Source organism: Peteryoungia aggregata LMG 23059, from assembly GCF_030814435.1.
GTDB lineage: Bacteria > Pseudomonadota > Alphaproteobacteria > Rhizobiales > Rhizobiaceae > Allorhizobium > Allorhizobium aggregatum.
This window is the reverse complement of record NZ_JAUSUW010000003.1, coordinates 132,972-146,467: the sequence shown is the minus strand read 5'-3', so window position 1 is coordinate 146,467 and position 13,496 is coordinate 132,972. Positions and strand designations below refer to the sequence as shown.

12 protein-coding genes are annotated in these 13,496 nt (G+C 64.0%); 7 read left to right on the top strand and 5 right to left on the bottom strand.

The annotated features are described in order from the left end of the window. Positions 1 to 137 precede the first annotated feature (137 nt). Entirely contained in the window at positions 138 to 1,001 is an 864-nt protein-coding gene (locus J2045_RS05870) for a helix-turn-helix domain-containing protein (RefSeq protein WP_503128838.1), read from the top strand. On the opposite strand, the gene J2045_RS05865 is transcribed toward J2045_RS05870, so the two are convergent. Beyond that, the gene (locus J2045_RS05865) at positions 1,002 to 2,363 is read right to left on the bottom strand and encodes an aminotransferase-like domain-containing protein (protein WP_307370419.1); all 1,362 of its coding nucleotides are present in this window, start codon (positions 2,361 to 2,363) and stop codon (positions 1,002 to 1,004) included. It lies immediately after the preceding gene. A gap of 161 nt (positions 2,364 to 2,524) precedes the next feature. On the opposite strand from J2045_RS05865, the gene J2045_RS05860 reads away from it, so the two are divergent. Beyond that, the gene (locus J2045_RS05860; RefSeq protein ID WP_307370417.1) at positions 2,525 to 3,385 is read left to right on the top strand and encodes a DMT family transporter; all 861 of its coding nucleotides are present in this window, start codon (positions 2,525 to 2,527) and stop codon (positions 3,383 to 3,385) included. A gap of 103 nt (positions 3,386 to 3,488) precedes the next feature. Here J2045_RS05860 and J2045_RS05855 read toward each other — a convergent pair whose 3' ends face one another. Further along, positions 3,489 to 4,484 (bottom strand): aldo/keto reductase, encoded by a 996-nt coding sequence (locus tag J2045_RS05855; RefSeq protein WP_307370414.1) that lies wholly within the window; start codon positions 4,482 to 4,484, stop codon positions 3,489 to 3,491. Positions 4,485 to 4,605: 121 nt separating this feature from the next. Between J2045_RS05855 and J2045_RS05850 the strand changes: the two genes are divergently transcribed. Continuing rightward, on the top strand, positions 4,606 to 5,508 hold the full coding sequence (locus J2045_RS05850; RefSeq protein ID WP_307370411.1) for a LysR family transcriptional regulator: 903 nt from the start codon (positions 4,606 to 4,608) through the stop codon (positions 5,506 to 5,508). On the opposite strand, the gene J2045_RS05845 is transcribed toward J2045_RS05850, so the two are convergent. Further along, positions 5,427 to 6,491, bottom strand: a complete 1,065-nt coding sequence (locus J2045_RS05845) for an aldo/keto reductase (RefSeq protein ID WP_307370408.1) — start codon at positions 6,489 to 6,491, stop codon at positions 5,427 to 5,429. The two genes, J2045_RS05850 and J2045_RS05845, sit on opposite strands and share 82 nt — an antisense overlap. A gap of 260 nt (positions 6,492 to 6,751) precedes the next feature. On the opposite strand from J2045_RS05845, the gene J2045_RS05840 reads away from it, so the two are divergent. After that, positions 6,752 to 7,738 carry a Gfo/Idh/MocA family protein gene (locus tag J2045_RS05840; protein WP_307370405.1) on the top strand — a complete coding sequence of 329 codons (987 nt, stop codon included), beginning with the start codon at positions 6,752 to 6,754 and terminating at the stop codon, positions 7,736 to 7,738. A gap of 15 nt (positions 7,739 to 7,753) precedes the next feature. On the opposite strand, the gene J2045_RS05835 is transcribed toward J2045_RS05840, so the two are convergent. Next, positions 7,754 to 8,128: a GtrA family protein gene (locus tag J2045_RS05835; RefSeq protein ID WP_307370402.1), complete on the bottom strand. Its 375-nt coding sequence runs from the start codon at positions 8,126 to 8,128 to the stop codon at positions 7,754 to 7,756. Beyond that, a complete protein-coding gene (locus J2045_RS05830) occupies positions 8,125 to 9,162 on the bottom strand; it encodes a glycosyltransferase (RefSeq protein WP_307370400.1) in 1,038 nt (345 codons plus the stop codon). The genes J2045_RS05835 and J2045_RS05830 overlap by 4 nt, the downstream gene beginning before the upstream one ends. Positions 9,163 to 9,346: 184 nt before the next feature. Here J2045_RS05830 and J2045_RS05825 point away from each other — a divergent pair, with 184 nt between their 5' ends. The 3 genes from J2045_RS05825 (at position 9,347) to J2045_RS05815 (ending at position 13,458) form a co-directional block, all read left to right on the top strand. Further along, positions 9,347 to 11,179 carry a hypothetical protein gene (locus J2045_RS05825; RefSeq protein WP_307370396.1) on the top strand — a complete coding sequence of 611 codons (1,833 nt, stop codon included), beginning with the start codon at positions 9,347 to 9,349 and terminating at the stop codon, positions 11,177 to 11,179. A gap of 66 nt (positions 11,180 to 11,245) precedes the next feature. Next, positions 11,246 to 12,856, top strand: coding sequence for an exodeoxyribonuclease VII large subunit (gene xseA, locus J2045_RS05820; protein ID WP_307370392.1), 1,611 nt, complete (start codon positions 11,246 to 11,248; stop codon positions 12,854 to 12,856). Then, positions 12,856 to 13,458, top strand: a complete 603-nt coding sequence (locus tag J2045_RS05815; protein WP_307370389.1) for an NAD(P)H-dependent oxidoreductase — start codon at positions 12,856 to 12,858, stop codon at positions 13,456 to 13,458. Before xseA ends, J2045_RS05815 begins: the two co-directional genes overlap by 1 nt. Positions 13,459 to 13,496 lie beyond the last annotated feature (38 nt).

Here is a 13,496-nt window from a genome sequence, read left to right as displayed (position 1 = left end):
GCAGGTAACGCCGCTGACGCCGTCCGTTCTTGCATGATCTTGCGGTGTTCTTCGCTACGGCGGCTACGCCTATCCGATTGGTGATGGCGCAGCGCATCAAGCGCGCTAGAATGCAGACGATCTTTCAAGGACCATCCATGCTGCACACCGCCACCGTCTTCGGCTCCCTGTCCGCCTCGTCCCGTGCCGAGCGTGGGGAAACGCTCGACCTCGGCGAGGGGCGGGCCAGTGCGATCTGGCGCAACAGCCATGATCGCATGCGCTATGAGCGGACCGACGGGCATACCTTCAGCTGTTACCTGCGCGGCGGCGACGGCACACGGCGGATCGATGCCGGCAGCATTGCCGGCTGGCCTGGCGCGCTCTGCATCATGCCGCAGGGGGCCTCGTCGGAATGGGAGATCACCGACAACTTCGAATTCGTGCATCTCTATGTCGCCGACGACGAGCTGCGCCGCTTGTTCTCGGAGACCTTCGACCGCGATGCCCGGCTGATGCTTCTGCCGGAAGCGACTTTCGACGAGGCGCCACGATTGGCAGAGGCGCTGGCGCATCTGGCCACTGCCACCCAGAGCGGCAACCGGCTGCTCGCCGAACAGGCGATCGTCTCGGCGGTCGAGCAGCTGTTTGCCGACCCGCGCTACGGCGGCGAGCGGCGCCCGGTGTTGCGCGGCGGTCTGGCACCCGTCCTGCGGCGGCGGCTGGTGGAGCATATCGAGGCGAGCCTCGATCAGACGATCACGCTCAAGGATCTGGCGAAGCTGGCGGACTTGAGCGAATTCCATCTTCAGCGGATGTTTCGGCAAAGCTGCGGCGTTTCCCCGCATGACTTCATCCTCAACCGCCGCATCGATCGCGCCCGGCGCATGCTTGACGGCACTGACCCGATTGCCCAGATCGCCTCGGCCTGCGGATTCAGCAGCCAGAGCCATCTGACGCGGATGTTCAAGGCCGTCACCGGCACGACGCCGTCGGCCTATCGCCGCGCTGTCAGCGGCTGATTATCCCATCGCCTTCAGCGCCCGCTCCAACACCCGAAAGGGTCTGATATCACCCATATGCGCGACGTTGAAGCGCATGAAGCCGTCTGCCGAGAGCGAGGGGCTGAAGACATTGCCGGGCGCCAGCACCACGCCCTGGGGCAGGGCGGCCTGGGCGAGTGCAGTCGAGCTGATCCCCTCAGGCATACGGCACCAGAGATAGGGGCCGCCGCGTGGCGTGAGAACCGGTGCGATGCCGAGGTCACCGAGACGGGTTGCCGTCGCACGCCGCTCGGTGTCGAGGCGGCGATGCAGCTGATCAAGATGTTTGCGATAGCCGCCACTTGCAAGCACGCCATGGATCGCCTCCGTCGCCACCTGGCTCGGGCCGCCGAACTGGATGGCGACCTGCAGGTCGGTCAAGAGCCGGATGCGTTCGGGATCGGTGGCGATGAAGCCTGTGCGCAGCGAGGCCGAGATCGTCTTGGAAAAGCTGCCGATGCGGATGACTCGGGAAAGCCCGTCGAGGGTGGCAAGCGTGATCGCCGGCTCCGGCTCGAAATCGGCAAAAATGTCGTCCTCCACGGCCAGCATATCCGAACGGCTGATGATGCCGAGCAGCTGGAAGGCGACCTGCGGCGAGAGCGTCGCGCCGGTCGGATTGTGCAGGCCAGAATTGGTGAGATAAAGCCGGGGTGCCTGGCGTGTCACGGCGGCCTCGAAGGCGGCGATGTCTGGGCCGTTTTCCGTATAGGGTACGGGGACTGCAATCGCCTGATGGGCGCGCAGCAGCGTCTGGAAATTGAAATAGCAGGGATCATCGACAATGACGCGGTCGCCGGGGCGCAGGAGCAGCCGGCAGACGAGATCGAGCGCCTGGGTGGCGGAGCCCGCAAGCAGGACCTGATCTTCGGACAAGGCAATCGACTGCTGACGCAGCCGCGTCTCGACGAAACGACGCAGAGCTGCGCTGCCGCGCGAGGGGCCGTAGTCGGTGGTGAGACTGGTCGCCTGGCGCAGCACGTTTCGCATACCGGCATGCAGGAGTGCGGTCGGCATCCAGTCCGGCGGCAGCCAACCACAGCCGGGCTTGGACGTGCCGGGATCGGCGTCCAGCGCCTGGCGCGCCACCCAGAATGGATCGACTTCCATCGCACGCGGCGGCTCCAGTCGGACGAGTGGTGCGGGCGTGCGGCCGGCCTCGGTCACGAAGAAGCCGGAGCCCGGGCGGGGGCGGATCAGCCCCTCGGCGGAGAGCCGGTCATAGGCCTCGACGACGGTGGAGGGCGAGACCGAGAGCGCGATGGCGAGGCGCCGGATCGATGGCAGCCGGTCATTGGGCACCAGCTGGCCCGCGCCGATGCGCCCGCGAATCTCTGTCATGACAAGCGCCGTCCTAGACGCTGGCGGATCCGGTGGTTGAACGCGCTCATTCATCTGTATGGCCTTTGTCATCAGTACAGTTTGGCCAGATTGTATCGCTCCGTCTCTGGATGCGCCAGCCCCTCCAGGCGACAAGGGCGGACAGACAAATGGAGACGAGAATGACGATTTCGTGGAAAGCCTGGGCCAGCGGTTTCATCGGTGTGCTGATCTTCAGCGGCTCGCTGCCGGCAACGCGCGTGGGGCTGGCCGATTTTGCTCCGCTCTTTCTGACCTCGGCCCGGGCGATCATCGCTGCGCTCCTCGGCGCGGCCCTGCTGATCGGTCTGCGTGAGAAACAGCCCGAGCGGAACGATCTGCTACCGCTGGCGGTTGTCGCACTCGGCGTCGTCGTCGGCTTTCCGCTGCTGACGGCCCTGGCCCTCACCAGCATCAATTCGGCCCAGTCCATCGTCTTCGTCGGGCTGTTGCCGCTCTGCACGGCGCTGTTCGGCGTGTTGCGCGCGGGCGAACGCCCCTCGGCGGTCTTCTGGATGTTCTCCGTAGCAGGAGCTGCACTCGTTGCAGGCTTTGCGCTGTCGACGACGGCGGACATGGCGGTGCAAGGTGCCGTGCTGATGATCGCCGCAGTGATCGCCTGTGGAATGGGTTACGCAGAGGGCGCGCGCCTGTCGCGTCGCCTTGGTGGCTGGCAGGTCATCAGCTGGGCGCTTGTGATGTCGCTGCCGGTCATGCTGCCGATCGCTCTGTGGACCGTGCCCGGCGATCTGGGGGCCGTGTCGACATCCGGCTGGTTGGCGCTCGCTTACGTTTCGCTGTTCAGCATGATGATCGGCTTCATCTTCTGGTATCGCGGCCTCGCCTTGGGCGGCATTGCTTCGGTCGGACAGCTGCAGCTGCTGCAGCCGTTTCTGAGCTTCGTGCTGGCCGCAGGGCTGCTGCATGAGACGGTAAGCCTTCCCATGCTGGCAACAGCCCTGCTGGTTGTTCTCTGCGTGGCGGCAAGCCGGCGCTTTGCCTGACAGAGCATGTCCAGCAAAAGTGCGTCAGCGGTTTTGCGTCCGGACTGCGTCGAAACAAGGCAGATCGAGTACTTCCGGCTCTTGGCGGAAGTACTCGATCGACTCAGCGTCCCGACATCTTGGACATGGCTTCGTTGTAGCGCGCGCCGGCCACCTTGTCGGGCGAAACGGCATTTGACAGCGCAGCGAGATCGTCGCTCGAGAGCGTGATCCCGGTCGCATCGATATTGCTGTCGAGATTGGCGATTTTCGTCGTGCCCGGGATTGGCACGATGAAATCGCCCTGGGCGAGAACCCATGCGAGCGCCAGTTGGCCGGGCGAGACACCCTTCTCGACCGCCATGGTTTCGAGCGCCGTGACCAGCGCCAGATTGGCGTCGAAATTCTCCTGGTCGAAGCGTGGCAAGCCGCGGCGGAAGTCGTTCTCGCCCAGCTTGGACAGGTCCTTCAGGGCGCCTGTCAGCATGCCGCGTCCGAGCGGAGAGAAAGGCACGAAGCCGATGCCGAGTTCGCGGCAGGTATCGAGCACGCCGTTGGTTTCCGGATCGCGGGTCCAGAGGGAGTATTCGCTCTGGATGGCGGAGATCGGGTGCACGGCATGAGCGCGTCGCAGCGTTGCAGCACTCGCCTCCGAGAGGCCCAGCGCTTTGACTTTTCCTTCCTTCACGAGGTCCGCCATGGCGCCGACGGTCTCCTCGATCGCGACATCAGGATCGACGCGGTGCTGGTAGAAGAGGTCGATGACCTCGACGCCCAGCCGCTTCAGCGACGCCTCCGCGACGGCGCGCAGATGCTCCGGCCGGCTGTCGAGACCGGAGGGCCGCGCGGCCTTGGCCTCGTCGCCGATGGTGAAGCCGAATTTGGTGGCGATCACCACCTTGTCGCGATGCCGCTTCAGGCCCTTGCCGACCAGGTCCTCGTTGGTGAAGGGGCCGTAGACCTCCGCCGTGTCGAAGAAGGTGACGCCACGTTCGACGGCGTGGTCGAACAGCTTGTGCGCCGTCGCCTCGTCGATATTGGTGCCATAGGCATGGCTCATGCCCATGCAGCCAAGGCCAATGGTCGATGGGGTGAGCGTGCCGAGTGTGCGGGTCTTCATGGGAGCCTCCTGCGATGCCGGTCTGGCGCGATGCTGGGTTGACGGTGAGGGTAAACTAGGGCGAAAGCGCTCTTCCGAAAATACATGCAGACACGATCGCCTTGTTCTATCATTTAGAACAATGAACCGGACCCAGCTTTCGCAACTCGCCGTTCTCGCCACCGTCGCCCATCACGGCAGCTTCCGCAAGGCAGCCGCCGAACTCGGCATCGCGCCCTCGGCGGTGAGCCATGCGATTTCGTCTCTGGAGGAGAGCCTGAACCTCCGCCTGATGGCGCGCACCACACGCAGTGCGGCGCCGACGGCAGAGGGACGCCAGCTCCTGGAGACGTTGCAGCCGGCGCTGGCGGATATTGCCTCCGCGATCGAGGCGCTGTCCGACAGCACCGGGCGGCCTGCCGGTGCGCTCCGCATCACCATGCCGATGCTGGCGGCGCAAAGCCTGATCGCCCCACGGCTCGGCGCCTTTGCCGCCGCCTATCCCGAGATCGAGCTGGAGATCACCACCGACGACCGCTTCGAAGATATTGTCGAGAAGGGCTATGATGCGGGCCTGCGGCTCGGCGAACATCTCGATGCAGACATGATCGCGGTTCGAATGAGTGGTCCATGGCGTGGTTCCGTCGTCGGTTCGCCTGATTATTTCGCAAGGCATCCGATCCCCGTCGACCCGCGTGACGTGACCGAACACGCCTGCATCCGAAGGCGCTTCCAGAGCGGCACGATCTATCGCTGGGAATTCGAGAAGCAGGGCCGCGCGCTGTCGATCAGTGTCCGGGGACCGTTGATCCTGTCCGATCAGGGCCTGATGCGGCAAGCCGCCCTCGATGGCGCGGGCCTCGCCTATCTCTTCGACCCCGGCGTCGAGACGGACATCCGCGACGGGCGGTTCGTTCGCGTGCTCGACGACTGGTGTCCGCCCTTCGACGGCTTCTCGCTCTACTATTCCAGCCGGCGCCAGATGCGCCCGGCACTGCGGGCCTTCATCGATTTCTTCCGCTGGCGGGGCACCGAGGCCGGCTGAACACCGACCTGTCGACGCTCGTGTCCTGGAGGCCAGGCGCCCGCAGCGTTGAGCGCGTCGATCTGCGCCTTCGTCAGCTGAAGCTTACCGGCGGCAATCAGGCTGTCCAACTGGCGCAGGCTGGTCGCGGACGCAATCGGGGCGGTGATGCCGGGCTGGGCGGCGATCCAGGCGATGGCGACGGTAGCAGGGCTGGTGCTGGTTTCCGCTGCCACCTGGTCGAGGGCGCCGAGGATGCGATGGCCCTTCTCGTCCAGATAGCTGCCCACCCGGTAGGCGCGGGAGGAGTTCACCGTGTCTTCCGGCTTGCGGTATTTGCCCGTGAGAAAGCCGGCGGCCAGGGCGTAGTAGCTGATGACACCAATCTCTTCAGCCAGACAGAGGTCGCGGATCGGCCCCTCGAAACGGTCGCGGCTGTAAAGATTGTATTCCGGCTGCAGGACATCGAAGCGCGGCAGGCCAGCGTTCCTTGCGGCGTCGAGCGAATGCTTGAACTGCCCGGCATCATAGTTCGAGCAGCCGATCGCCCTGACCTTGCCATCCCGCTTGAGCCTGTCGAAGGCGTCCAGCGTTTCCTCGATCGGGGTGTCCTCGTCCGGCTTATGCGCGAGATAGAGATCGATATGGTCGGTTCCCAGCCGCTGGAGAGACGCGTCCACCGCCTCTTGGATCCATTTCGCCGATAGTCCTGTCTTTCGACCCTGCGTGTCGAAGCCCACCTTGCTGACGATCGTCACGCGATCGCGCGAAACGGAACCGTGTTTCAGCCACTGTCCGATGATGGCTTCGCTCTCCCCGCCGACATGCCCCTCGACCCAGGACGAGTATACGTCGGCCGTGTCGATGGTGTCGAAGCCGGCTTCGAAGAAGCGGTCGAGAAGGTCGAACGACGTCTGCTCATCAGCCGTCCAGCCGAAGACATTGCCACCAAAGACAACGGGAGCGATCGAAAGGCCGGTGCGGCCGAGAGCACGTTTCTGCATGGGAAGCCTCGGATAGATGGGGAGGGAAGGATCAGGGCGACGCTATCAAGCGTAAGTCGACGGCACCATTGAAAAGCATTGATCTGTTCTGAAGCGGGGTTGTCCTATCTCCCGCGCATGGCTGGATATTGGCTTGCCTTTGCGGCCTTCCAGTGTCGCAGTGGTCTTGGCCTTCAGACTGGCAGAGGGGCGCCGAACCTCGTTGCGCCCTGCTGAGGCTTCGCCTAATGTCCGCCCCGACATTTTGAGGAGGACTAAAGATGCTGCGTTTCGGAATTCTGTCGACGGCCAAGATCGGTCGCGAGCTTGTGGTGCCGGCGATCCAGGATGCCGAAAACGCCGTCGTCACGGCGGTTGCGAGCCGCGATCTGGCCCGAGCCCGCGAGATGGCCGACCGCTTCTCGGTTCCCCATGCTTTTGGGTCTTACGAGGAAATGTTCGCCTCCGACGTCATCGACGCCGTCTACATTCCGCTGCCGACCTCGCAGCATGTCGAATGGGCGATCAAGGCGGCCGATGCCGGCAAGCATGTGCTCTGCGAAAAGCCGATCGCGCTGAAGGCCGAAGAAATCGACGAGATCATCGCGGCCCGCGAGCGCAACAAGGTACTGATCACGGAAGCCTACATGGTGACCTACGCACCGGTCTGGCTGAAGGTCCGCGAACTCCTGAGCCAGGGCGTCATCGGCACGCTGAAGATGGTCCAGGGCTCCTTCACCTATTTCAACCGCGACCCCGGCAACATGCGCAACATCCCCGAGCTGGGTGGTGGTGCTCTGCCGGATATCGGTGTCTACCCTGCTATCACCACCCGTTTCGTCACCGGCAAGGAGCCGGTCCGCGTCCAGTCGACCATCGAGCGTGATCCGGAATTCGGCACGGATATCTATGCAAGCGTCAAGGCGGATTTCGGTGACTTCGAACTGAACTTCTACGTCGCCACCCAGATGGCCAACCGCCAGCTGATGGTCTTCCACGGCACGGATGGCTTCATCGAGGTGAAGTCGCCTTTCAACGCCGACCGCTGGGGCGCCGAGGAAGTCGAGCTCACCAACCGCAGCCACAACGCTTCGCAGATATTCCGCTTCCCCGACAGCCGTCAATACAAGCTGGAGGCCGAAGCCTTCGCCCGCGCAGTGGCCGGCACCAAGGGTGAGGTCGTCACGCTGGAAAGCTCGAAAGCGAACCAGAAGCTGATCGACGCTATCTATCGCGCGGCGGACAAGGATGGCTGGGAAGCGGTGTAAGCGGCGGCTTTTGCTCTAGCGGCGAAAGACGTAGCGCGAATAGCCGAAGAAACTGAACAGCATGGCTGCGATGGAGGCGAACACCAGCGCGGCATAGGGGCTAAGCAGCGGCGCGCCGATCAGGAGCAGGGCATAGACCCCGTAATTGATCAGCGACGTCACGGCGCCAATGAAGCCATAGCGAAAGCCCTCGCTGACAATAGAGCGTTTCGAGGCGCCGAAGGTGAAATGGCGGTTGAGCAGCCAGGTTGTCGTCATGGCAACCGCGATTGCCACGATGCGGGCGGGGAGCGGCCCGATCGGCGTGAAGGTCAGGAACAGCCAGAGCACACCGGCATCGACGAGAAAGCCGGTGGCGCCGACGACGGCGAAGCGCAGAAACTTCTTCATGCCGCGCGGGACGAGCCGCCCTTGGCCGCAGTCTTGGGCGAACGCTCACGCTTCGGCTTTTCGGTTGCCGATACAGGCTCAACCTGGACCTTGGCCGTGCTGAGGGCGGGCAGTGTCAGATAGTGGATCCTGAGCTGCTCGGCGCGAGAGCGCGCGACGGAATCCAGGATGAGCGCTGCCGTGAAGGACAGGAAGGACATCATTGTCAGTGCCATCGCCGCAATCCAGGTCGGCATGCGCGAGACAAGGCCGGTGGTGAAGAATTCAAAGAGCACCGGTGCCATGAAGCCGAGGCTGGCGCCCATCAGGCCAGCCGCGATCAGGCCGAAGAAGGCGAAGGGCCGCGTTTCCTTCATCAGCATGGCAAACATCCAGAGGATCTTGAAGCCATCCTTGAAGGTCGAGAGCTTCGAATGCGAGCCCTCCGGCCGGCGGCCGTAATCGAGCTCGATCTCGCAGACCGGAAGCTTCAGCCGCGAGGCATGCACCGACATTTCCGTCTCGATCTCGAAGCCGGCGGAAACGGCGGGGAAGCTCTTCACATAGCGGCGCGAAAATGCGCGGTAGCCCGAGAGAATATCCGTGAAGTCATTGCCGAACAGCACGCGGTAAAGCAGGTTGAACAAGCGGTTGCCGAAGGCATGGCCCTGGCGCCCGGCATCGTCATGCACGCCCCGGCGTGTACCGACCACCATGTCGGCACGCTCGGTGATCAGCGTGCGGATCAGTTCCTCGGCGTCGGCGGGTCCATAGGTCCCGTCGCCATCGGCCATGATGTAGATGTCGGCATCGATGTCGCAGAACATGCGGCGCACCACATGGCCCTTGCCCTGGCGGCGCTCGCGCACGACGGTCGCACCCGCCAGCATGGCTTTGAGCGCCGTGCCGTCGGTCGAGTTATTGTCGTAGACATAGATCTTCGCCTCCGGCAGCGCCGCGCGGAAATCGGTCACGACCTGCCCGATCGTGGCGGCCTCGTTATAGCACGGCAGGAGAACGGCGATGTCGAGGGAAGGGGTGGCCGAATGGCTCATGGGGACCTGCTCATAGCGCTGGGGTTCGGGCATTTGGCTTCGGGCCGCCTCAGGGCTGCCATTGGTTTTACTATTTCTTGAGAAGGTTAAGGCTAGGTTTCGGGAACGATCAGTCTTTGAAATATGGCCGGTTGCGGAAGCCCTTGCGGGGCTGGCGCATGCGGTTTTGGAGGTTTTGCGAACCATGGCCGACATCACCTTGCCGGGCGCGTCGCTTCGCCCCTCTTCGCGGCCGCTCGTCCTCTGGGTCCTCGTCTATGGCCTGGTTACCATGGTGGTTCTGGCGCTGCTGAACCTACCGGCAGCCAGCGATTATGTCGGCGCCGACAATGACGACATCATGCGTCTGGTCCAGGTGCGGGATCTCCTGGCCGGCCAGTCCTGGTTCGATCTGACGCAGTACCGTCTCGGACTGGCGGGTGGCACCCTGATGCACTGGTCGCGCTTGATCGATCTGCCGATCGCGCTACTGATCAAGTTTTTCGCCCAGATCGTGCCTATGGCGCAGGCCGAAGCGCTTGCCTTGCTGGTCTGGCCTTTCGTGCTGATCCTGCCCCTGATGTTGGCCGTTGCCCTGGCCGCACGCCGGATCGGCGACAATGTCACCATGCATGTCGCGCTGTTGTTGACTTCGGTCTTCGTGATCACCGGCAATCGCTTCCTGCCCGGCTCCATCGACCATCACAATGTCCAGCTTGTGCTTGTGGCGACGATCGCCGCCGGTCTGCTCGATCCTTCGCGGGGCGCGGTAAGCCATGTGTTTGCAGGCGTGGCGGCGGCACTGGCGATCGCGATCGGCGCCGAGACGACGCCGCTTGTTGCAACCGCCTGCGCAGTCGTCGGCATTCTCTGGGCGCTGGAGGGGGCCGCCTATGCACGAGCGGCGCGAGCCTTCGCGCTGTCGTTGCTGATCGGCCTTTCCGTCCTGTTCTTCGCGATGGTTCCGCCCGCTCAATATGCCGCCGTCACCTGTGACAGCCTGTCCATCGGCTTTTATGCCGTCGTCGGCATCGGTGCAGCGTCACTGTTCATCGCGACCCAGCTGCCGGGCATGCAGGATCAGCGCCTGCGCATCGTCGCGATCGGCGTCACCGGCGTGCTGGTGCTTGCCGGCGCCGTGACCATCGCGCCGCAATGCCTGCAGAACCCGCTGAACGAGCTTGATCCGCTGCTCCACTCGCTCTGGCTCTCCGGCGTGATCGAGGCGCAGTCCTTCCTCGATCAGCTTGAAAAGGAGCCTTCGGCCTTCGGTGGTTTCTATGCGGTGGGCTTCTTCGCGATCTGCGTCTGCGTCTTCCGTATTCTCGGCGGCGATCGGCCCCGTGCTCATGCCATCCTTCTGGCCCTCGTTGGCGTTTCCTTCCTTATTGCTCTCGTGCAGGTGCGCGGTGCGATCTTCGCCAATCTGCTGGCCATCCCGCCGCTGGCACTGCTGATCGGCGAACTCCGCCGCAAGGCCCGCGAGGAGCCCGAGCAGCTGGGAACCGGACTGCTCTTTGCGCTGTCGGCGTTTCTTTCCGTTCCGAGCGCCTGGGCGCTCTTTGGCGTGCTCTTCGTCGAAGGCACGGCGGGCGTGATGAACCGCATGAAGGGACTAGCCGAGACACCGTCGGCCACGGCCCAAAGCGCGCCGGCCTGCGATGCGCCGGCGGGTTTTGCGACGCTGAACGGCCTGCCCACAGGCACGGTTGTCGCCGCATCTGACCTCGGTCCGGAAATCCTGCGCTTCACACGTCACCGTTCCCTTTCGGGCCCCTATCACCGCAATCAGGGCGGCATGTTGACCGAGCTGCATGTCGGTCTCGCCAAGCCTGAGGAGGCGGCGGCCTTCCTGCGGGGTGCGGGCGCCACGATCCTGGTGTTCTGCCCCGAAGCCACGCAGACGCAGAATATCGCCGCGAGTAAGGCCGACGGCCTCTATGCGGGCATGATGAAGGGCAAGGTGCCCGCCTATCTCCGGCCCGTGCCTGTCGATGGTCCATCGGGCATGCAGATCTACAGCGTCGAACTGCCCTGACGGAAAGCGCGGGATCACCTCCGTAGGCGGGCTGATCTAGCTCGGATTTTCCGCTAGGAAATGGCCATGAGCAATTTCTTCGACAGCGATTCGCCGACGAACCTCACCGAGTTCTCCGTTTCGGAACTCTCGGGCTCGATCAAGCGCACCATCGAAACCTCCTTCGATCATGTTCGTGTGCGCGGCGAAATCTCCGGCTATCGCGGGCCGCATTCCTCCGGCCATGCCTATTTCAGCCTGAAGGACGACAAGGCCCGCATCGATGCAGTGATCTGGAAGGGCTCCTTTTCCAAGCTGAAATATCGCCCGGAAGAGGGCATGGAGGTTATTGCCACCGGCAAGGTGACGACCTTCCCCGGTTCGTCGAAATACCAGATCGTCATCGAGCAGATGGAGCCTGCGGGTGCCGGGGCGCTGATGGCGCTGATCGAGGAGCGTAAGCGCCGCTTTACGGCGGAAGGCCTGTTCGACCCCGCGCGCAAGCAGCTCCTGCCCTTTCTGCCAAAGGTGATCGGCGTCGTGACCTCGCCCACCGGTGCCGTCATCCGCGATATCCTGCACCGCATCTCCGATCGCTTTCCCGTCCATGTGCTGGTTTGGCCGGTCAAGGTGCAGGGCGAAGGCTCCGGCGACGAGGTGGCGAACGCGATCCAGGGCTTCAATGCGCTGGAGCATGGCGGAGCGATTCCGCGTCCCGACGTTCTGATCGTCGCGCGCGGTGGTGGCAGCCTTGAGGATCTCTGGAGCTTCAACGACGAGGCGGTGGTGCGTGCGGCCGCTGCCAGCACCATTCCGCTGATCTCCGCCGTCGGCCACGAGACCGACTGGACGCTGATCGACTACGCCGCCGATGTGCGTGCGCCGACCCCGACGGGGGCGGCTGAAATGGCGGTCCCGGTCAAAGCCGATCTCGAAGCGCAGGTCGCAACGCTTTCCGCCCGGCTGTCTGGCGCCATGAACCGACAGATGGATACACGCCGCCAGAACCTGCGCAGCCTCGTGCGGGCGCTGCCCTCGCTCGACCAGTTGCTCGCCTTGCCGCGCCGCCGCTTTGACGAGGCAGCCGCCGGTCTTGGCCGCAGTCTTGAGCTCAACACGATGAACAAACGCCGCAGCTTCGAGCGCGCGGCCGCGAAGCTCTCGCCTGACATGCTGGCGCGGCAGTTGGTGGAGCGTAAGCAGAAACTATCCGAAAACGCCGTTCGCGCCGAACGTGTCATCGAGCGCCTGATCGAGCGCAACAAGGCGCGCCTAGGCCGCTTCGATGCGACGCTGACGGCGGTACCGGCTCGGCTGAAGGCGATGACGGCGCGTTCCAGGGATCGGCTGGAAAGCCTGGGGCGTCGTGCCGACAGTGCGGTGATGAATGATCTCCGCCGGGCCCGGCAGGCGCTTGTGGCGCAGGATCGCGTGCTGCAGTCGCTCTCTTACAAGAATGTGCTCGCTCGCGGTTATGCCGTGATCCGCGACGAGAACGACCGTCCCGTCTCGCGAGCCGACGGGCTGTCGCATGGCCAGACGATCGCGATCGAATTTGCCGATGGCCGCGTCGCTGCCGTCGCCGGCGAAGGTGTAGCACCGCCGGAGCCATCCGCTCCGCAGCCGGCGCGTGCTGCAGCCGTCTCCAAGCCGGCGCGCAAGAGCGAGCCGCCCGCTGGGCAGGGCAGTCTGTTCTGATGGTCGCCCGACGCTTTCTCGTCGTGCTCGCCCATCCCTTGCCGGAAAGCTTCGCCGCTTCTGCAGCGAAAACGGTGGTCGAGACGCTGGAAGCGAAGGGGCATGCGGTCGATCTGCTCGATCTCTATGCCGAGGATTTCGACCCGCGCCTCTCGGCCGCCGAGCGCGCCGCCTATATGGAGCCCGGTTATCAACCGCCTGCAGACGTCTCCGGCATCGTTGAGCGGCTGAAGGCAGCCGATGGTCTCGTGCTGGTCTTTCCGCAATGGTGGTTCAACCTGCCGGCCATCATGAAAGGCTTCATCGACCGCATCTTCGTCCCCGGCGTCGCCTTCGGCCACGACAAGGCCGGCGGGCGCATCGTGCCGTTGATGACCAATATCCGCAGCTTCTGGGTCGTGACTTCGACCGGCTCGCCCTGGTGGGTCGTTCATCTCTACATGGGCAATCCGGTCAAACGCATCCTGAAGCGCGGCGTAGCCGCCTTCTGTGCCAAGGGCGTCGATTTCCGCATGCTCGCCATTCACGACATGGATCGCGCGACGGATGAGAAGCGCCGGAGCTTCCTGGCAAGGATCAGGGTCGCCTTTGCGAGCCTTTAGCGACGCAGAGAGCGCCTCGGTTGCATCGTGTAGAATTG